The sequence below is a fragment of the Embleya sp. AB8 genome (genome assembly GCF_049739465.1).
In the GTDB taxonomy this organism is placed as follows: domain Bacteria; phylum Actinomycetota; class Actinomycetes; order Streptomycetales; family Streptomycetaceae; genus Embleya.
This window is the reverse complement of record NZ_JBMHHY010000012.1, coordinates 238,066-256,884: the sequence shown is the minus strand read 5'-3', so window position 1 is coordinate 256,884 and position 18,819 is coordinate 238,066. Positions and strand designations below refer to the sequence as shown.

Annotated in this window: 15 protein-coding genes; 13 read left to right on the top strand and 2 right to left on the bottom strand. The window is 71.3% G+C overall.

Features of this window, described 5'->3' with window-relative positions; all coding sequences use genetic code 11:
* The 4 genes from ABIA38_RS19760 to ABIA38_RS19745 all read left to right on the top strand — a co-directional run bounded on the left by ABIA38_RS19760 (position 1) and on the right by ABIA38_RS19745 (position 5,683).
* The gene (locus tag ABIA38_RS19760; protein WP_424640007.1) at positions 1–426 is read left to right on the top strand and encodes a DUF2304 domain-containing protein; all 426 of its coding nucleotides are present in this window, start codon (positions 1–3) and stop codon (positions 424–426) included.
* 132 nt (positions 427–558) lie between these two features.
* Positions 559–1,887 (top strand): PIG-L family deacetylase, encoded by a 1,329-nt coding sequence (locus ABIA38_RS19755; protein WP_424640006.1) that lies wholly within the window; start codon positions 559–561, stop codon positions 1,885–1,887.
* A gap of 75 nt (positions 1,888–1,962) precedes the next feature.
* On the top strand, positions 1,963–4,083 hold the full coding sequence (locus ABIA38_RS19750; protein ID WP_424640005.1) for a hypothetical protein: 2,121 nt from the start codon (positions 1,963–1,965) through the stop codon (positions 4,081–4,083).
* Between the two features lies 1 nt (position 4,084).
* Positions 4,085–5,683, top strand: a complete 1,599-nt coding sequence (locus ABIA38_RS19745) for a glycosyltransferase family 2 protein (RefSeq protein ID WP_424640004.1) — start codon at positions 4,085–4,087, stop codon at positions 5,681–5,683.
* A gap of 91 nt (positions 5,684–5,774) precedes the next feature.
* On the opposite strand, the gene ABIA38_RS19740 is transcribed toward ABIA38_RS19745, so the two are convergent.
* Positions 5,775–6,926, bottom strand: coding sequence for a glycosyltransferase (locus tag ABIA38_RS19740; RefSeq protein ID WP_424640003.1), 1,152 nt, complete (start codon positions 6,924–6,926; stop codon positions 5,775–5,777).
* A gap of 11 nt (positions 6,927–6,937) precedes the next feature.
* The gene (locus ABIA38_RS19735) at positions 6,938–9,781 is read right to left on the bottom strand and encodes a bifunctional glycosyltransferase/CDP-glycerol:glycerophosphate glycerophosphotransferase (RefSeq protein ID WP_424640002.1); all 2,844 of its coding nucleotides are present in this window, start codon (positions 9,779–9,781) and stop codon (positions 6,938–6,940) included.
* 333 nt (positions 9,782–10,114) lie between these two features.
* Between ABIA38_RS19735 and ABIA38_RS19730 the strand changes: the two genes are divergently transcribed.
* From ABIA38_RS19730 to ABIA38_RS19690, 9 genes are all read left to right on the top strand, one after another.
* Positions 10,115–11,962: a DUF5941 domain-containing protein gene (locus ABIA38_RS19730; RefSeq protein ID WP_424640001.1), complete on the top strand. Its 1,848-nt coding sequence runs from the start codon at positions 10,115–10,117 to the stop codon at positions 11,960–11,962.
* Positions 11,959–12,726: a sugar phosphate nucleotidyltransferase gene (locus ABIA38_RS19725; RefSeq protein ID WP_424640000.1), complete on the top strand. Its 768-nt coding sequence runs from the start codon at positions 11,959–11,961 to the stop codon at positions 12,724–12,726. Before ABIA38_RS19730 ends, ABIA38_RS19725 begins: the two co-directional genes overlap by 4 nt.
* On the top strand, positions 12,714–13,784 hold the full coding sequence (locus ABIA38_RS19720; protein ID WP_424639999.1) for an iron-containing alcohol dehydrogenase family protein: 1,071 nt from the start codon (positions 12,714–12,716) through the stop codon (positions 13,782–13,784). The genes ABIA38_RS19725 and ABIA38_RS19720 overlap by 13 nt, the downstream gene beginning before the upstream one ends.
* On the top strand, positions 13,762–14,544 hold the full coding sequence (locus ABIA38_RS19715) for a CDP-alcohol phosphatidyltransferase family protein (protein WP_424639998.1): 783 nt from the start codon (positions 13,762–13,764) through the stop codon (positions 14,542–14,544). The genes ABIA38_RS19720 and ABIA38_RS19715 overlap by 23 nt, the downstream gene beginning before the upstream one ends.
* Before the next feature lie 77 nt (positions 14,545–14,621).
* Positions 14,622–15,458, top strand: a complete 837-nt coding sequence (locus ABIA38_RS19710; protein WP_424640067.1) for a glycosyltransferase family 2 protein — start codon at positions 14,622–14,624, stop codon at positions 15,456–15,458.
* A gap of 58 nt (positions 15,459–15,516) precedes the next feature.
* Positions 15,517–16,437 carry an ABC transporter permease gene (locus ABIA38_RS19705; protein ID WP_424639997.1) on the top strand — a complete coding sequence of 307 codons (921 nt, stop codon included), beginning with the start codon at positions 15,517–15,519 and terminating at the stop codon, positions 16,435–16,437.
* Between the two features lie 52 nt (positions 16,438–16,489).
* On the top strand, positions 16,490–17,290 hold the full coding sequence (locus tag ABIA38_RS19700) for an ABC transporter ATP-binding protein (RefSeq protein ID WP_424640066.1): 801 nt from the start codon (positions 16,490–16,492) through the stop codon (positions 17,288–17,290).
* Between the two features lie 82 nt (positions 17,291–17,372).
* On the top strand, positions 17,373–18,008 hold the full coding sequence (locus ABIA38_RS19695) for a phosphatase PAP2 family protein (RefSeq protein WP_424639996.1): 636 nt from the start codon (positions 17,373–17,375) through the stop codon (positions 18,006–18,008).
* Positions 18,009–18,036: 28 nt separating this feature from the next.
* On the top strand, positions 18,037–18,750 hold the full coding sequence (locus ABIA38_RS19690; RefSeq protein ID WP_424639995.1) for a GntR family transcriptional regulator: 714 nt from the start codon (positions 18,037–18,039) through the stop codon (positions 18,748–18,750).
* Positions 18,751–18,819: the final 69 nt, after the last annotated feature.

Sequence of the window (18,819 nt, the reverse complement as noted above, 5' to 3'; positions counted from 1 at the left end):
ATGTTGATCCAGGCAATTCTCCTCCTCGGCGCCGCGGGCCTGCTGGCCCTGTTCGTCCTGCAGTGGGACCAGGTGCGCACCCGGGCCTGGAAGCGCATCGCGTTCCTGCTGTTCGTCGGCGTCAACGCCTACGCGGTGATTCGTCCCTCGGACACCACGTGGCTCGCGCACAAGGTCGGCGTCGGTCGTGGAACCGACTTGATCCTCTACGGACTCGTAGTGGGTGTCGCCTTCATGGCGATGAACACCTTCATGCGGTTCCGGTCGCTGGAGAAGAAGATCACCGACCTCGCGCGCAGTGTGGCCATCCGCGAGGCGCAGCTGCTCAACACGAACCGGCCGGAGGCGCCGGCTCGGGTCGCGGAGAACGGTCGGCCGGCGCAGGTCGCCGAGGTTCCCGCGTCGGAGCACATCTCGACCAGCTGATCCGATTCTCGAGCGGATGCCGGGCCGTGCCGTCGCCGCACGCACACGGAAGTGGACCCGGGTTCGAAGATGGTCGTATCGCGCAGGAGCGTCCTTGTCGGTGGTTGTGGCCTTGCCCTCGGTGGCGCGGGCGTGGTCACAGCAGTGGAGTTGTTCGATCGGGGCGACGGGTCCGCGGCACAGCGGCCCGTCGCCCCACCCGCACCCGTCGCCTCCGCGGCGACCCGGGTGCTCAACGTGGTCGCGCACCACGACGACGATCTGCTGTTCCTCAGCCCGGAGTTGCTGGACAACCTGACCGCGGGGGCGACCCTGCGGTCGGTCTACTTCAACGCGTCGGACTATCAGGAATACCCGAAGTACATGACGGATCGAGAGCGGGGGCTGCGCGACGCCTACGCGCGAACGCTGGGTGCCCGGCTCGACGACTGGAAATCGCAGCCCTACGACATGGGCGGTGTGCGGGCGACGCTGTGGACCCTGGGCGACCGGGTCTCGATACTGGAGACCCGTATTCCGGACGGCTATATGCGAACGCCGCTCGGCGCCAAGCGTCTGTGGGGTCTGTACGCCGACAACACCCGGGTCACCACTCGACCCGGCGACTCGTTCCCGGCCCAGGACCTCGACCGCGACCAGCTGGTCGCCTTCCTGCGCGGAATAAGGGACGAATTCAAGCCGGACCGGGTCAACACATTGGATCCGACGTCCGATCTCCAGGGCGATCCGGATCCGGTCGGTGGTTTTCACCAGGACCATGTGGCGGTGGCCCGTCTGGTCATGTACGCGCTGGAGCAGGACACCACGCCGTGCCCCGTCGTATATCACCGGGACTACACGATCGAGCGGGATCCGGCCAATCTCACCGCCGCCCAGGCGGCGCGAAAGAAGAAGGCTTTCGCCGTATATACCGATTATGACCGGGACGCGAAGCGCAGCAAGGTCTACGGCCCCTGGTTGCATAAATCCTATCCGGCCGATGCCGCCTGGCGCCGCGATCTCGTCCTCCCGATGCCGGTTCCCGACCGCGTCGGGGCGGTCCCCGCACATCCCTATCTGGGACCGCACTACCGCATTCGTAATCGTGGCAACGGTCTCGAATTGAGTGTGCGACCCGAACTCGATGCGCCCGTGACCACCGCGGCGGCCCGGGGGCAGGAGGGGGCCGTCTTCCGACTGGCCGGCATCCGGTATGGCTGGGGACTGATGCCGGTGGGCGGCGACTCCATCGTGGCGATCCCGGGTGCGAGCAAGGCCGCCGAATGTGCTCCCCGGCTGGCCGGTCGGGCCCTCGACCCGGCCCAGGCGGTGCGCGCGCACGGCGACGTCGCGGGCGGATTCAGCCTGCTCTTCGCACATTCCGGTATGGCGCTCACCGGAGCCCACGCACCCGGCGGAGATGTATTCCAGGCGCCGCTCGGCAGCGGCGACACGCAAAAATGGGACTTCATCAAGGTCTGAATTCGACGGCTTTATGCCATGCGATATCGTGAGCCCGCCCAGGTTGTGTGTTTCACCCGGACCGAACGAGGATTCGTGACCGTCTCAGACAGCGCGCGGGCGACCGCGTCACCGTTCGGTCCGGTCGCTTCGCCGGGCCCGCCGTCCTCCCGCGGATCCCGCCGAGCGAGGGGCCCGCTGCTCCTGCTCGCGGCCTTGGCGGCCTCCTGGCTGGTACCGATCGCGGCCTACGCGGCCCATGCGGCGGTCGTGATGCCGGTGCTCTTTCTCGGTCTCGTCGCGTCCCTGCTGCGTTCGGGGCGCACCGTTTTGGACCGTCTGGTGCTCGCGTTCGGGCTGACCGCGGGTGCGACGTGCCTGGCCGGCCTGCTCTTCTCGGTCTGGCCGTGGGGATTGCAGCCGGTGCCGATCGCCGGGGTCGGGTTCACCGCGGTGACGCTCGCGGCGGCAGCCACCCGGCGGCGGCCCGCGGTGCCCCGGCTGGTTTCCGCGGCCGATTCGATCACGCTCGCGGCGGGTGTCGTGGTCACCGCGCTGACCGTGTTCCCCTACCTCGGCCGCGGTCTGGTCGGTCGGCTCTCAATGGTGGCGGTCGCGGAGGATCTCGGCCGCCATTTCGCGTTGTACGACAACATCAGGAGCGCGGGAGGTTACACATTCCTGAATCGTTCGGAAACGCGCACCGGATTGACGGATGAACTCTTCGGTTATCCGCAGGGCAGTCATTTCGGGATGAGTCTGTTCGACAACTTCCTGCGCTCGAGCACCGCCGCCGGCTCCGGTACGACCGCGCTGAACCATTTCGTCTATTTCTACGCGGCCACCTTCGTCTTCTTCGTCTTCGCCGTGGTGTGGTCCCTGCGCTGGATCGCCGGACCCGCGCTCTCCACCTGGCGCTACCTCGTGGTCGCCTCGGCCGCCGCCGCCTATCTGTACTTCGGCGACGGCATGGCGATGTTCCTGCGTGGCTTCCCCAGCGAGTTCGTGGGACTGGGACTGCTCGCGTTGCTGGTCGCGATCACCGCCCGGCCGTTGTCCCGGCTGCGTGAACAGATGTGCCTCGCCGCCGCGTTGACCACTGCGCTGTCCTTCACCTACTACCTGTTCCTGCCGCTGGCCGGGGTGCTGCTGCTGGTGTGGGCGATCGGCAATCGGAAGCCACTGCTCGCCCAGCCGTTCTGGACCTTCGCGACGGTGCTCGTGACCGCGGTCGGCGCGCTCTACCTGCCGATCGTCAATCGTTCCGCCGCGAAGTCGGACGCGCTCAACGCCGGCGGCGGGATCAGTCCCACCAACCGGCATCTCCTGGTGCTCCTGGTCTTCCTGGTCGTCCTCGGCCTGTGCTCCCGGTCGGCCTGGCGCCATCCGGTGCGTCGGATGGCGATCCTGTGGATGGCCGGCGCGAGCGGGATAGTCGCGCTGATGTTCCTCTACCAGAGCGCGATCATGGGCGAGACCTCGTACTACTACGAGAAGTTGCTGCATCAACTCTTCGTGGTCGGCCTGGTCTGCCTCGGCGGTACCTGGTTCGTGGCGCCGCGTTGGCGGCCCGGCCATTTCGCGGGCCGTACCCACCGGGCGGCGCCGTTCACCCGCCCGATCCCGGCGCTCGTGGTGGCGCTGAGCCTGGTCGCCGCCATCGCCCTGAACGCGAACCCGGACCGCGACGTGTGGCGCAAGCCGCCGCGGGATCTCAGTTGGGGTGTGGGCTACTTCACGAAGAAGATGGACCACCCCAGGCTCGCCCAACTGGTCCTGAAGACGATCCAGGCCCAGCCGAACCCGCAGGGCCACGCGACGATAGTGCAGATGAAGAACGACTGGCAGGCCAACTACTACGGGACGTTGTGGGTCGACGTGCTCTCGCGCAACCTGGGCACCGCGTGGCAGGCCAAGCCGACCTACGGCACGCAGGAGACGCCGGAACAGCTCACCCGGCGGATCGTGGTCAAGTTTCCCCGGTTGCCGATCCGGGTGGTCACCGACGATCCCGAGATTTTGGCGACGGTGCAGAATCTGCGGCGCGACCGGCCCGATCTGCGGCTGGACGTGTTGTTCAGCAATCCCACCCGGTGCACCTACGACTTCAAGGCGCAGCCGGTGTTGAAGCCCGGGGAGCTTGCGGCGGCGGTGCCGAGGATCCCGTTCCCGGCCAACGGCTGCAAGAGCCCCCAAGACGCGCCCGACAGGAAGTGACATGAGCGAGCTTGTCGACTCTCGGGTCGGTGTCGTGGTGATCGTCTACAACGACGCGGACCGGCTGGCCGATGCCGTGTGTTCGGCGCTGGATCAGGGGGGGATCGTCGGCGAGGTCGTGGTCGTCGACGATGCCTCCACCGATGGCACGCCCGCGGTGTGCGCGCGGCTCGCGGCTGCGGATTCGCGGGTGCGGGTGGTGCGGCGGGAGCGCAACAGTGGTGGTTGTGGTGCGCCGCGCAACGACGGGCTGGCGGCGGCGCGGGCCGCTCGGATCGTGTTCCTGGACAGCGACGACGTGTTGCCGCCCGGCGCGGTCGAGGCGCTGGTGGCCGCGGCCGATCGGCACGGGGCCCAGGTCGTCGCCGGGCTGTGCGTACGACGGGAGTTGCCGCGCGTTCGCGATGTGCCCTGGCAGCCGCGGTTGTTCACCGGCGAGGTCGGCTACCGGGACCCGGCGGAGCGGCCCGAGACGGTGTGGGACACCCTCTCCGTGAACAAGCTCTACGACCGCGCGTTTTTGCTCGACCACGACATCCGCTTTCCCGACGGCGCCGCGCACTACGAGGACTTCGTGTTCACCGCCCGGGTGTACGCGGCCAAACCGCGGTTCGCGGTGATTCCCGACCACGTCTACACGTGGCATGTGCGCCGCGAGGGCGGCGATCCGTCGATCTCGCTGCGGCGGGACCGGATCGGCAACTGGCTGGACCGCCTGGACGCGCACCGCCAGGTCGTGGACATCTTCACCGAGGCCGACGCGCCCGCGCTGCGGACGGCGGCGCAGACCAAGTTCGTCGAGCACGATCTGCGGCTCTACCTGCGCGACCTGCCCTCGCGCCCGGCCGAGTATCGGCAGCCGTGGTGGGACGCGGCCCGCAAACACCTCGCGGCCCTGGACGCCGACGCGGTCCGGGCCGCTTTCCCGGCCGCGCGCTGGGCCGCCGCCGTGCTCGCCGCGCGCCCGGAGCCGACCGGCCTGGCCCGGCTCGCCGAACTGGCCGCCGAGCCGCCGCGGTTGCTCGGCCCGTACCCCATTCGCGAGGGCACCCCGGTGTGGGACGAGACGGCACCCGAGCCGGCGCTGACCGGCCTCGCCGACCTCACGCCCGCCGAACTGCCGGTGGTGGTCGAGGCGAACGTGCTCGGCCCGCGCGGCAACGTCCTGGACGTCACCGTGCACGACCTCTACGGCCGGCTGGCCGCGGCCGAACCGAGCCGGATCGACGTGGAGTTGCGCGATCGGCACGGCGACGAGGTCCGGGCCCTGGGCGTTCGCGACGGCCGGCTGCGCGCGGTGCCGGGCGCGGACGCGTGGACCGGCCGGGTCAGCGTCGAGGCGCTGGATCCGGCGGGCCCGGAGTCGTTCGCGGTCTGGGACGTGTGGGTCCGGGTGCACCTCGCGGCCGGCCCGCCGCTGGTCACCAAGGTGCGCGCCGGCCGCGGCCTGGGCCGGCGGCTGCGCCCGGATCTGCGCAACGGGCTCGCGTTCGTGCAGTTCCACGCGACCGCGAGCCGATCGTTGGCGATCCGCTACGCGGGCGGCGGCGCGGGCATCCGCGAGGTCCTGGGCGCCCGCCTGCGCCGCCGGCGGGGGTGACCACCGCCCGACCGGCCCCGGCGCACCGGCGGACGGACCGAAAGCTCACCGGTGCACGTGCCCGAGGAGCACCGCCGGACCCACCCGACACTCACCGGTAGACGTACCCGAAGATCTGCTCCCAGCGCTCCAGGACCGCCTCCGGCGCGAACCGGGTGACATCCTTCAGCCCCTGCTCGCCGAGTCGGTCGCGCAACTCCCGGTCGTCGATCAACCGCTCGAGGGCGGCGGCGAACTCCCGGGTGTTGCCGCGCGGCACCAGCAGGCCGTTGCGCTCGTGTGTGACGATCTCGCGCACGCCCGGCGCGCAGTCGAACGCGACGCTGGGCACGCCCATCGCCATCGCCTCCATCAGCGAGATCGGGAAACCCTCGGCGCGCGAGGGTGCGGCGAACACCGAGGCGGCGCGCAGCGCGCCCTCGACGTCGGCGGTCCGTCCGGCGAACTCGACGCGGTCGGCCAACCCGAGCGCGGCCGTCTGGGCCCGCAAGCGAGCCTCCTCGGGACCCGAGCCGTACAACCGCAGGCGCCACTCGGGCCGGCCCCGCGCCACCTCGGCCCACGCCTCCAGGAGCAGGTCGTAGCCCTTCTCGAAGGAGAGCCGACCCAGCGCGACCACCAGCGGCTCGGCCCGCGGCGAGAGCGTCTCGGGCCGGATCGGCAGCGGGTTGGGCAACACGTCGACATTGTTGAGCCCGTCCCGGCTCCACGCGTCCGCGTCCTCGACGGTCAGCAGCAACAGCCGGTCGACATCGGCGAACCAGCGGTGCACGCGGCGTCCCCGGGAGGAGGCCATCGAGGCCTCGAACGACTCGTGGCTCATCCCGATCACCCGCAGCCCGGTGGTGTCGGCCAGGGCGACCCACTCCATCGCCCAGACCTGCGGGACGATCACGATCGCCCCCGGCCGGGCCGCGCGGAACAGCGCGGTCAGCCGGTCGGCCGCCTGCCGTACCGACGCCCTGCGCAGCAGTTCCCGGCGCCGGGCCGCGACGTCGAGCCGGTCGCGGACCGTGCGCGGACCCCACGCGGACGGCGGGTGCACGCGGTGCAGCACGCTGGTGCGGTACGGCAGATCGCGGCCGTAGTCGTGGGCGGTCTCGGGGTGCACGACACCGATCAGGTGCACCGAGTGCCCGCTCGCCTCGAGCATCCCCGCGGTGTGGTGCGCCCAGCGCTGGAGTCCGCCCAGCTCCTCGATGTTGTTGCAGACGATGAAGATGTCGCGCGATGTGCGCGTCACGCCGGCCTCGCTCACTGCGCGCCCCCCGTCGGGAAGAAGCGTTCGACGATCTGCTTGGCCGCGGTGCCCCGGTCGTACTCGCCGTAGGACTTGACGAACGCCTGGCGTCGGTCCGCGTAGCGTCCCTGCTCGGCGGTCGACTCGCGCACCGCGGTGAACAACTCGTCCTGGTCCGCGGCCAGCGGACCGGGAGCGTGCTCGGCGAGCTCGAAGTAGGCCCCGCGCGACTGCCGCGTGTAGGCGTCGTAGTCGTAGGTGTAGAACACCATCGGCCGATCCAGGAGCGCGTAGTCGAACATCAGCGACGAGTAGTCCGTGATCAGCACGTCGGCGAGCCGCAGCAGCGGTGTGACGTCGTGCGTGTTCGACGCGTCGCGCACGTCGGCGGCCAGCGACGGCGGCAAGTCCACGGTGTCGAGGTAGTGGGTGCGTACGAGAAGTACGAACTCCTCGCCCAACTCCCGGACCCAGCGCTCGAGATCGAACGGCATCTCGAACTCTTCCTCCTCCGCGCGCGGCCGGAAGGTCGGGGCGTACAGCACGATCCGGCGCGGGTCGCCGACCAGGCCCAGCTCGGCCCGCAGTGCCTCGACGTCGGCGGTCGAGGCGTGCTCGTCGGCCAGCGCGTCGTTGCGCGGGTAGCCGGTGCGCAGCGGCTCGGCCCGCAGCCGGTAGGCGGCCATCAGCGTGTCCACGTCGTGCTCGGAGCGCACCACGAAGTAGTCGAAGCGGTCCACGCCCTTTTGCAACCGGGCCTGGGCCGCCGCGTCGGACTGCTTGACCGAGGGCATGTCGAAGCCCATGCGCTTGAGCGCGGAGCCGTGCCAGGTCTGGATGTAGGTGGTGCCGGGGTTCTTCACCGCGTCGCCGAGCACGCCCTGGTTGTCGATCCAGAACTCGGCCTGGGCGAGCGCCTTGTAGTGCGCCCACGAGCCGCGCTTGACCAGCGTGGCGTCCTTGGGGAAGCCCGCCCGGCTCTCCGCGTAGACCCACACCGCCTCGAACTTCGCCCCGGAGCGCCGCAGTTCCTCGTGGATGTAGCGCGGGTTGTCGCTGTACTGCAGGCCGAGGTGGCTCTCGAAGACGACCAGCCCCTTGCGTACCGGCAGCTTGGCCAGCGCGGTTCGGGCCAGCCGGAACGCCTCCCGCTTGCGTGCTCCGGTACGGGTGATCTGCGTGCGGGCCGTGGCCACCAACCGGTGGCCGAACGGGCTGTCGGCGGTGCGCAGCACCAACTCGCGACCCTTGCGGGCGATCGCGCCGTCGTGCGTGATGGTGAAGGACAGGTGCCCCTTGTCCGTGATGAACGGGAGCATGTGGTCGCCGGCCGCCTTGCTCAGCCGGGGACGGATCGGGATCCGCCGGGCGTCCTCGGGCAGCGAGGTGGCGAACAGCCGGCTCGTGCTGACCACCCCGTCCACCGTCAGGTCCATCCACACGTCCCACACCGGGTCGAGCACGCCGATCGGGTGCACGGTACGGGTGAGGTCGACGGTGGTCTCCCAGGCCAGGCCCTCGGGGGTGTGCCGGACCGACTCCACCGGGACGCGCACCGTGGTCATCGCGAGCTTCTTGCGGCGCGAGCGGAACTCCAGGTGGGCGGAGAGCTTCGCGGTCGGCGCGATCCGATCGAGCGGATTGACGATCAGCCCGGCCAGCCGCACCCGTCCACCGGTGGACGAGTAGTGCGTCAGGTCGTTGCCCAGCCAGACCAGATCCAGCGGCTTGGCCCAGGCGACCAGGTCGGTGACGTCCAGGACCGCGCGGCCGAGCTCGTCGTCCAGGTGTTCCGCGCACCAGAAGACCCGGCCGTCCTGCCGGTGCAGCCGCGCGCTCACCTTGCTGCGGTTGAGCACCAGGTCGATCGCGGTCAGCAGGTTCGGCCAGTCGTCGTGCAACAGCAGATAGGCGGCCAGCGCCGGGATCTGTTTGGCCTCGCGGAACGCCCTCGGGTCGAGCGTGGCCAGGTAATCCTGGGCCAATGGGATGAACTCGCGCCGGAATTCCGGGCTCTGGAAGGGCAGTTCCCACAGGTAGAGGACCAGGTCGTGCTGGAGGAACTTGATGTCCTTCAACAGCTTCAGCGACCGCAGTTCCTCGCCCTGCAACTCCTCGTCGATCCGCCGGTGGATGGTGAGCCGATCGGTGAAGTTGCGCAGCTCGCCGCGGCGGTTGGAGATCGAGCGCACCTTCGCGTCCTCGACCACCCGCCACTGGTAGACGGTGTTCGGGATCAGCGTGATCCGGTTCGCGCCGAGATAGGCGCGCGTGGAGAACAGCAGGTCCTCGTAGTGGAAGCCCTCGGGGAAACGCAGCTCGCGCTCGTCCAGGAAGGCGCGGCGGTAGCACTTGTTCGTGGAGAGCGTGTCGTAGAGCAGTTCCGGGCGCTCGCTCGCCGACTCCAGGACCGCGCGCTCCGCGTACAGCTCCGGATACCACGGGGTGACCTTGCCGTTACGGCTCTCGTGCAGGCGCACACACAGCCCGGAGATCAGGTCGGCGCCGGTCTCCTCGGCCGCCACCAGCATGTTCTTGCACGCGTGCCGGTCGAGGGTGTCGTCGCTGTCGAGGAACATCACGAAGGTGCCGCGCGCCTGGTCGATGCCCTCGTTGCGGGGCCGGCTGCACCCGCCGCTGTTGTGCGGCAGGCGAATCGCCCGCACCTTGTCGGGATGCTCGGCCGCGAACCGCCGCGCCACCGCGAAGCTGTCGTCGGTGCTGGCGTCGTCGACGATCAGGATCTCGAGGTTGTCCAGCGTCTGCCGCAGCACCGAGTCCACCGCGCGCGGCAGGCGGGCCGCGTCGTTGTAGACGATCACGATCACGCTCACGTCGGGTGCGCGGGACACACTCATGCGACCACCTCCGCGGGCGGGTTCGGGAACGGTGCTTCGAGCTTAGTCAGGCGGCCGATCGGCGAGCCAATTCCCCGGCCGGGGCGCCGGCGGCCCGGACTACGAGGACGCAGCGGCGGGTGGTGTCGGTTCTGCCGCCGTCGAGCGGAAACGGTTGTCGCTCGCGGGTGGCGGATCGGGCCGGATGATCCGTTAACCTGTCTCGTTGTTTCGGGGAACTCCCCACACCCTCCGCTTGGTCGGCGTCGCCGCGGCGATTGCTCGAAGGAGTGATGGCGCCTGTCCACCGCCCTGGTCATCACAGAGCCCACCGCCACCGGTTCGACGGCTCGGATGGCGCGGGCGGATCCCGCTTTGCTGCTGGCCGAGCTGTCCGCGCTGGAGCGCGGCGTCCCGGAGATCGAGGTGCTCGCGCCGGACGCGCTCGCGGCGGCGCTCGAACGCGGCGAGGACCGGGTGACCCTCGTGGACGCGCGCTTCGTCGGACACCGGCACGCGCTGCGCCTGGTGCTGGCCGACACCCGCTTCCCGATCGCCCACGTGCCCGGGGTGCTGGCCGTCGAGGGCGAGGCCCGGGCCGAGGCGGCGCGGATCGTCCGCCGGCTCGACCGGTTGCCCGCCGACGGGTGCCTGCCCGACCTGGTCGCCGAGCGGCTCGCGGCCGCCGGTGCGCCGCCGCGCGAGGTGCCACTGGGCGACCTGGTCGCCGAGGTGCCGCGCGATCGGGGCGCGCGGGAGCGGGCGCTCGCGGCGGTGGCGGCGGTGGACGACGAGCGGATCCGGCTGAACTCGGCGGTCAAGGCCAGGGACGGCTTCTTCACCACGTTCGCGGTCAGCACCTGGTCGCGTTATCTGGCCCGGTGGTGCGCGCACCGAGGGCTGACGCCCAATCAGGTCACCGTGGCCTCGTTGTTCGTCGCGCTCGCCGCGGCGGCGGGCGCGGCCACCGGGACCCGGGCCGGATACATCGGCGCCGCGCTCGGCCTCTACTTCTCCTTCGTGCTCGACTGCACCGACGGCCAGCTGGCCCGCTACGCGGTCAGCTACTCGCGGATCGGCTCGTGGCTGGACGCCACCTTCGACCGGGCCAAGGAGTACGCCGTCTACGCGGGCCTGGCACTCGGCGCGGCCCGGCACGACGACGACGTGTGGACCCTCGCGCTGGTCGCGATGGTGGTGATGACCACCCGGCACATCGTCGACTTCGCCTTCAACGAGACCCGGCGCGGCATCGGCGGCGGGGACGAGGACGGCGCCGACGGCGGCGCCGGCGCCAAGCTCTCCGGCAAGCTGAACACGGTCGGCTGGACCGTGTGGGCCCGGCGGATGATCATCCTGCCGATCGGCGAGCGCTGGGCGCTGATCGCCGTGCTCACCGCGGTCGGCACACCCCGGATCACCTTCGTCGTGCTGATCGCCGGCTGTGTGCTCGCCGCCTGCTACACCTCGCTGGGCCGGATCCTGCGCTCGCTGCCGCGCCGCGCGCCCGCCGCCCCGCAGGTGGGGGAGCACCTGGCCGCACTCGCGGACAGCGGCCCGCTCGCCGAGCCGATCGCGCGCCTCCGGTTGCGTGTCCCCGCCGCCGCGGTGGCCCTGCTCGGCGCCGCCGTGCTGCTCGCGGTGCTGCTCGCGGGCGGCGCGGGCGAGTGGTGGGGCCTGGCCGGGGCCGGCGCCTACGTGCTGTGCGCCGGGTCGGCCGTCGGCCGCCCGCTGGTGCGTCGGCTCGACTGGCTGGTGCCGCCGATCTTCCGGGCCGCCGAATACGCCGCGATCACCATCCTGGCCGCACGGGTGGTGCCCACCGCGGTGGCCGCGGCGTTCGGCTTGGTCGCGGCCACCGCCTACCATCACTACGACACGGTCTACCGCCTGCGCGGCGGCTACGGGGCCCCGCCCCGGGCGCTGGTGTGGCTGGTGCTCGGTCACGAGGGGCGCGTGCTCCTGGTGACCGTGCTGGCCGCGCTCGGCCCGGACCCGCTGCGCGTCGGCCTGATCGTGACGGCGATCGTGCTCGCGGTGATCGTGCTCGCCGAGAGCGTCGTGTTCTGGGTGCGCGGCGCGCGCCCCGACATCGACGACGCGACCCCGGTGGGACCGGCTCCCCCGGCCGCGACATCGTCGTATCGCACCCTGGAGGCCGCCGCCGCGGCGGCCACCGATCGAACTGGAGACCTTTCATGATCGGCCTCGTTCTCGCCGCCGGCGCCGGCCGCCGGCTGCGCCCGCACACCGACTCGCTGCCCAAGGCCCTGGTGCCGGTGGGCGAGCCCGGTGCGCCGGACAGCGAGCGCTCGATCCTGGAGGTCACCCTCTCCCACTACGCCGCGGTCGGGCTGACCGAGGCGGCGATCGTGGTCGGCTACCGCGGCGAGGCGATCCGCGACCGGCGGGCGCTGCTGGAGCGGCGGTACGGCCTCAAGCTGCACATGGTCGACAACGACAAGGCCGAGGAGTGGAACAACGCCTACTCCCTGTGGTGCGCCCGCGACTTCCTCGCCGACGGGGTGCTGCTGGCCAACGGCGACACGCTGCACCCGGTCTCGGTCCAGGAGACCATGCTGGCCGCCCGGGACGGCGCCAAGGGCATCATCCTGGCCCTGGACACCGCCAAGCCGCTGGCCGACGAGGAAATGAAGGTCACCCTCGACGAGGCCGGCCGGATGCGCCGGATCACCAAGCTGATGGACCCGGCCGAGGCGGCCGGCGAGTACATCGGCGTCACGCTGATCGAGGGCCGTGCCGCCCCCGAGCTGATCGATTCGCTCCGGGCCACGTTCGAGCGCGATCCGCAGCTCTACTACGAGGACGGCTACCAGGAACTGGTGAACCGGGGCGGTCGGGTCGACGTACAGCCGATCAGCGCGCCGGACACCCGGGTGCAGTGGACCGAGATCGACACCACCGAGGACCTGACGGTCGCCCGGGAGATCGCGTGCCGGTACTGACCCGACTGGTCCCCACCCCGCTCACCGTCGACATCCGCGCGGGCGCCGTCGAGGACCTCGCCGACATCCTGGCCGACCGCCGGGTCTCCACCTCCGGCCGGATCGCGGTCGTGGTCAGCGAGGGCTCCGGAGCCAAACTGCGCGAGCGGTTCGCCCCGCAACTGTCCGGCGCCGAGTGGTACACGGTCGCCGGCGGCACGCTGACCGCCGCCGTCGACCTGGCCGACCGGATGCGCGGCGGGGCCTACGACGCGGTGGTCGGCCTCGGCGGCGGCCGGGTCCTGGACGCCACCAAATACGCCGCCGCGCGCGTGGGCCTGCCCATGGTCGCGGTCGCCACCAACCTCGCCCACGACGGCATCGCCTCGCCGGTGAGCATCCTCGACAACGACGCGGGCCGCGGCTCCTACGGCGTGCCCACGCCGATCGCGCTGGTCGTCGACCTGGACCTGGTCCGCGCCGCGCCGCAACGCTTCGTCCGCTCCGGCATCGGCGAGTCGTTGTCCAACCTGTGCGCGGTGGCCGACTGGGAGTTGTCCCAGCGGGAGACCGGCGAACCGCTGGACGGCCTGGCCACAGCGCTGGCCCGCACCTCGGGCGAGTCGATGTTGTACCGACCCGGCGGCATCGCGGACGACGACTTCCTCGTGGCCCTGACCGAGGGCCTCGTCCTCTCCGGCATAGCGATGTCGGTGGCCGGCACCACCCGCCCGTGCAGCGGGGCCTGCCACGAGATCTCGCACGCCATCGACCTGCTCTACGGCGAGCGCGACGGCCACGACGGGCTGCACGGCGAACAGGTCGGCCTGGGCGCCGCGTTCGCCACGTACCTGCGCGGCGACAAGGCGCTGACGGAGCTCTTGACGAGCGCCCTCGATCGGCACAGGCTGCCGGTCGTGCCGGAGCATCTCGGCCTGACCATCGACGAATTCGTGGCGGCGGTGAGTCATGCGCCCCGGACCCGTCCGGGACGCTTCACCATCCTCGAACATCTCGACCTCGATCACGACGCCATCCGGGATTCGGTGACCGCATATGTCCACACCTACGGCGGCTGAGCTTCGCTCGGTCGTACACCCCGAGGGCCTGCTCGACCGGCGCAGTGGCGAACACTGGGCCGGCCGCATCTACATGCGGCAGATCTCCCTCCAGGTCACCCGACGCATCGTCGGGACCCGGGTGACGCCCAACGGGCTCACCTACCTGATGATGCTCACGGGCGTCGTCGCCGGCGCCGCGCTGATCCTGCCCGGCATCGCCGGGCCGCTCGCGGCGCTGTTCCTGATCCAGCTCTACCTGCTGCTCGACTGTGTCGACGGCGAGGTGGCCCGCTGGCGCCGGCAGACCTCGGTCACCGGGGTCTACCTGGACCGGGTCGGCCACTACCTCTCCGAGGCCGCGCTGCTGTCCGGCGCCGGGCTGCACGCGGCCGGCGTCCTGGCCGGCGGCGGCTTCAACGGCTACGCCACGCTCGGCGTGGTCGCCGCGCTCGGCGCGATCCTGATCAAGTCGGAGACCGACCTGGTCGACGGCGCCCGGGCGAAGAGCGGCCTGCCGCCGGTCCAGGACGCCGCCGCCGTGCCGCGCTCCTCGGGTGCCGCGTCGGCGCGCAAGATCGTCGCCTCGCTCAAGTTCCACCGTCTGGTCGGCGCCGTCGAGGCGTCCATCCTCCTGCTCCTGGCCGGCGTGCTCGACCTGGTGGCCGACGACGGCGGCCTGCTCTACAGCCGGATCGCGGTCACCGCGCTGGCCGCCATCGCCCTCCTGCAGACCGTGCTGCACCTGGTCAGCGTGGTCATGTCGAGCAGGCTCCGGTGACCGCCGAGGCTGCCGAAGGGCAGCGCGCCGACCGGCAGGCGGCGGACCGGCTCGCGCTCGGCGCGGTCGTGCTGACCATGGGCGATCGCCCGGACGAACTGAACCGACTGCTCGGCTCGGTCGCCGGCCAGGACGGCGAGCCGATGGCGGTGGTCGTGGTGGCCAACGGCGGCCCGCTGCCCGAACTGCCCGAGGGCACGATCGGCATCGCGCTGCCGGACAACGTCGGCATCCCCGCCGGCCGCAACGTCGGCACCGCCGGCCTGCCCGCCGGCACCGACGTGGTGCTCTTCCTCGACGACGACGGCCGACTCGGCGGCACCGACGCCGGCCGGCTGCTGCGCGAGGCGTTCGCGGCCAACCCGCGCCTGGGCATCGTCTCGTTCCGGATCGTGGACCCGGAGAGCGGCGAGACCCAGCGCCGGCACGTACCGCGGATCCGGGTCGGCGACCCGCTGCGCTCGGGCCCGGTGACCACCTTCCTGGGCGGCGCGAGCGCGGTCCGCGCGGCCGTCCTGGCCGAGGTCGGCGGGCTGCCCGACGACTTCTTCTACGCGCACGAGGAGACCGACCTGGCCTGGCGCGCGCTGGACGCGGGCTGGGAGATCGAGTACCGCGCCGACATCGTCCTGGAGCACCCCAAGACCAGCCCGGCCCGACACGCGGCCTTCTTCCGGATGAACGCGCGCAACCGCGTCTACCTGGCCCGGCGCAACCTGCCGTGGCCGCTCGTGCCCGCCTACCTGGGCACCTGGGTGGTGCTCACCGCCGCCCGCCGCCCGTCCGGGGAGAACGCCAAGGCGTGGCTGGCCGGCTTCCGCGAGGGATGGCGGACCCCGAGCGGCCCGCGCCGGCCGATGTCCTGGCGCACCGTCGCCCGGATGACCAGGCTCGGCCGCCCGCCGGTGATCTGACAGGCTGGAATTCCCCGTACCGTTTCGATCTCGACCCGACGCACATGAAAGTGTCAACGTGGCCAACAGCGCGCAGGCCGACACCCTGAGCCCACAGGGGACGTCGGCTCCCCCCGGTTCCACCGAACCTCTCGCGGACCTCGCCGCCCGCTACAAGCTGACGGTCAGCGGCGCCCGCCCCGGGCTGCTCGCGTACACCAGGCAGCTCTGGGCCCGGCGCCACTTCATCGTGGCCTTCGCCAACGCCAAGACGCGGGCGACCTACAGCACCGCGAAGCTCGGTCAGGTCTGGCAGGTGCTCACGCCGCTGATGAACGCGGCGGTCTACTTCCTGATCTTCGGCTACCTGGTCAAGACCCGGCAGGGCATCGACAACTACGTGGCCTTCCTGGTCACCGGCGTCTTCGTGTTCACCTTCACGCAGAGCGCCGTACTCGCGGGCAGCCGGGCGATCAGCGATCAGCTCAACCTGATCCGCGCACTGCACTTCCCGCGCGCGTGCCTGCCGATCTCGTTCACCATCGTGCAGCTTCAGCAGCTGCTCTTCTCGATGATCGTGCTGGGCGCGATCGTGCTGGGCACCGGCGAGCCGCTGAGCTTCAAGTGGCTCCTGGTGGTGCCCGCGCTGCTGCTGCAGTTCGTCTTCAACGTCGGCCTGAGTCTGGTCCTGGCCCGGATCGGCGCGGTCCTGGTGGACATCAAGCAGTTGCTGCCCTTCCTGCTGCGCACCTGGCTCTACCTCAGCGGTGTCTTCTACAGCCTGGACCAGTACACGAAGCACGCGCCGACCTGGGTGTCGCACGCGCTGGCGGCCAACCCGGCGACGGTCTACATCGAACTGATCCGCGACGCGCTGATCGACAGCCAGAAGAACGTCCCGCTGCACGTCTGGGGCTACGGCGTCGGCTGGGCGGTGCTGATGGGCCTGGGTGGTTACGTGTACTTCTGGCAGGCGGAAGAGAGGTACGGCCGTGGCTGAGCAGCCCGCCAACACGAGTGTGGCCGAAGCCGGCCCGAGGTCCGAGGTAGAGGTGCCCGAGCAGAGCACGCCGCAACAACCGCAGCAGGGCCGGGACGAGATCCCGCCGACCGTGGTGGTCGACGACGTACACCTGATCTACCGGGTGCACGGCGGCGCCGCGGGCAAGGGCAGCGCCACCTCCGCGTTGTCCCGACTCGCGCTGCGCAAGAAGGCCGCGGGTGTCAACGAGGTACACGCCGTGCGCGGGGTCAGCTTCGTCGCCTACAAGGGCGAGGCGGTCGGCCTGATCGGTCGCAACGGCTCGGGCAAGAGCACGCTGCTCCGCTGCATCGCGGGCCTGCTGCCGCCGACCACCGGCAAGATCTACAGCGACGGCCAGCCCTCGCTGCTCGGGGTCAACGCGGCGATGATGAACGACCTCACCGGTGAGCGGAACATCATCCTGGGCTGCCTGGCGATGGGCATGACCCAGCGCGAGGCCGACGCCAACTACGACCAGATCGCCACCTTCTCCGGGCTGAACAACTACAACGGCAAGGACTTCCTCAAGCTGCCGATGCGCACCTACTCGTCCGGCATGGCGGCCCGGCTGCGCTTTTCCATCGCGGCGGCGCGCACCCACGACGTGCTGATGATCGACGAGGCGCTGGCCACCGGCGACCGCGACTTCCAGCTCAAGAGCGAGGCCCGGATCCGCAAGCTGCGCGAGGAGGCCGGCACGGTCTTCCTGGTCAGCCACGGCATGAAGTCGATCCGGGACACCTGCGACCGGGTGATCTGGCTGGACCAGGGCGTGATCAAGATGGACGGCCCGACGGACGAAGTGGTCAACGCCTACGAGGGCAAGTAGCGACACCCCGGCGCCGCCCGGCACCGACCGCGGTACACGGCATCAAACAGCACCAAACAGCACCACGCGAAGGGGTTCACCGGTGTCCTTGCAGGTCCTGGCGGAGAGTACGGACGACAACCTCGACATCGAGGTCCTGCGGGACGTCAACGGACTCACCGAGCACACCACCTGGGCACACGGCGCGATGGAGTTCATGGGCGAGTACGGCATGTTCGGCGTGCTCGCCGTGCTCGCCCTGCTCGCGTGGTGGCGGGCCCGGGCCCGGGTCGACCACACCGCCGCAATGGCCGGCCTGGTCTGGGCCCCCCTCGCGGCCCTGGTCGCGGAGCTGGCCAACGGACCGCTGCGGGACTGGGTGGACCGGCCCCGGCCGTTCCTCAGCCACGAGGGGCTGCACGTGCTCGTGCAGGGCAAGACCGACCCGTCCTTCGCCTCCGACCACGCGCTGACCACGATGGCGCTCGCGGTCGGGATCCTGCTCGTGGACCGCCGGATCGGGATCCTGGCCGTACTCGCCGCGGTGTTCACCGGGTTCGCCCGGCTGTACGTGGGCGTGCACTACCCGAGCGACGTGCTCGGCGGCTTCGCGCTCGGCGCGCTGGTCGCGCTGGTCGGCTCGATGTTCGTCGGCCGGGTTCTGGAACCCCTGGTCGCGCTGGTCGAACGGGGGCCGCTGCGCGCCCTGGTGACCGCCGAGCCGCGCCCGGCCGGTTGAGCGCGACGCGGCCGAGGGGGCGGACACGATGGGGACGGACACCGAGGGCGGCCGCGACGCCGGCCGGCTCGGCGAGCGGCTGAGCCTGCGCGAACAGGTCGCGCGCGCGGTCCGGGCTGCGCTGGTGGCGGGCCGGATGCAGCCGGGCGTGGTCTACTCGGCGCCCGCGCTCGCCGCCCGGTTCGGGGTGTCCGCGACGCCGGTCCGCGAGGCGCTGCTCGACCTGGCCAAGGACGGCCTGGTCGAGCCGGTCCGCAACAAGGGCTTCCGAGTGCGCGGGATGTCCGCCGCCGACCTGGACGACATCCACCACCTGCGCGAGCTCCTGGAGATACCGACCATCGGCCGCCTCGCCCGAGACGGCTGCGCCCACGCGCTGCCCGCGCTGCGCGCGCTGGTCGAGGACCTCGCCGACGCGGTCGACCGGGTCGACGTGGCGGACTACGTGGACGCCGACGACCGTTTCCACGCGCACCTGCTCGGCCTGGCCGGCAACGCCCGGCTGGTCCGGGTGGTCGGCCAACTGCGGGCCCAGGCCCGGCTCTACGGTCCACGCCCGCTGACCGAACCGGCCGGCCGGGGCCGCATCGCCGCCGAGCACCACCGGTTGCTCGACCTGATCGAGGCCCGCGACGCGGCCGGCGCCGAGGACCTGACCCGCCGTCATCTGGCCTGGTCCCGCCCGCCGACCCCGGCCGCGGCCGCCGCCCTGGTCGACCCGGCCTCGCCCGAACGGCCGTAACCCGGCGCCGCCTCGCTCGTTGTCCCGTGGAGCCGCCGCCGCGTGGCCGGCGGTCACGCGAGGATTCCG

Coding starts and splice junctions, on each gene's coding strand:
- ABIA38_RS19760 (WP_424640007.1), top strand. CDS start 1: ATGTTGATCCAGGCAATTCTCCTCCTCGGCGCCGCGGGCCTGCTGGCC.
- ABIA38_RS19745 (WP_424640004.1), top strand. CDS start 4,085: ATGAGCGAGCTTGTCGACTCTCGGGTCGGTGTCGTGGTGATCGTCTAC.
- ABIA38_RS19735 (WP_424640002.1), bottom strand. CDS start 9,781: ATGAGTGTGTCCCGCGCACCCGACGTGAGCGTGATCGTGATCGTCTAC.
- ABIA38_RS19730 (WP_424640001.1), top strand. CDS start 10,115: ATGGCGCGGGCGGATCCCGCTTTGCTGCTGGCCGAGCTGTCCGCGCTG.
- ABIA38_RS19725 (WP_424640000.1), top strand. CDS start 11,959: ATGATCGGCCTCGTTCTCGCCGCCGGCGCCGGCCGCCGGCTGCGCCCG.
- ABIA38_RS19715 (WP_424639998.1), top strand. CDS start 13,762: ATGTCCACACCTACGGCGGCTGAGCTTCGCTCGGTCGTACACCCCGAG.
- ABIA38_RS19710 (WP_424640067.1), top strand. CDS start 14,622: ATGGGCGATCGCCCGGACGAACTGAACCGACTGCTCGGCTCGGTCGCC.
- ABIA38_RS19690 (WP_424639995.1), top strand. CDS start 18,037: ATGGGGACGGACACCGAGGGCGGCCGCGACGCCGGCCGGCTCGGCGAG.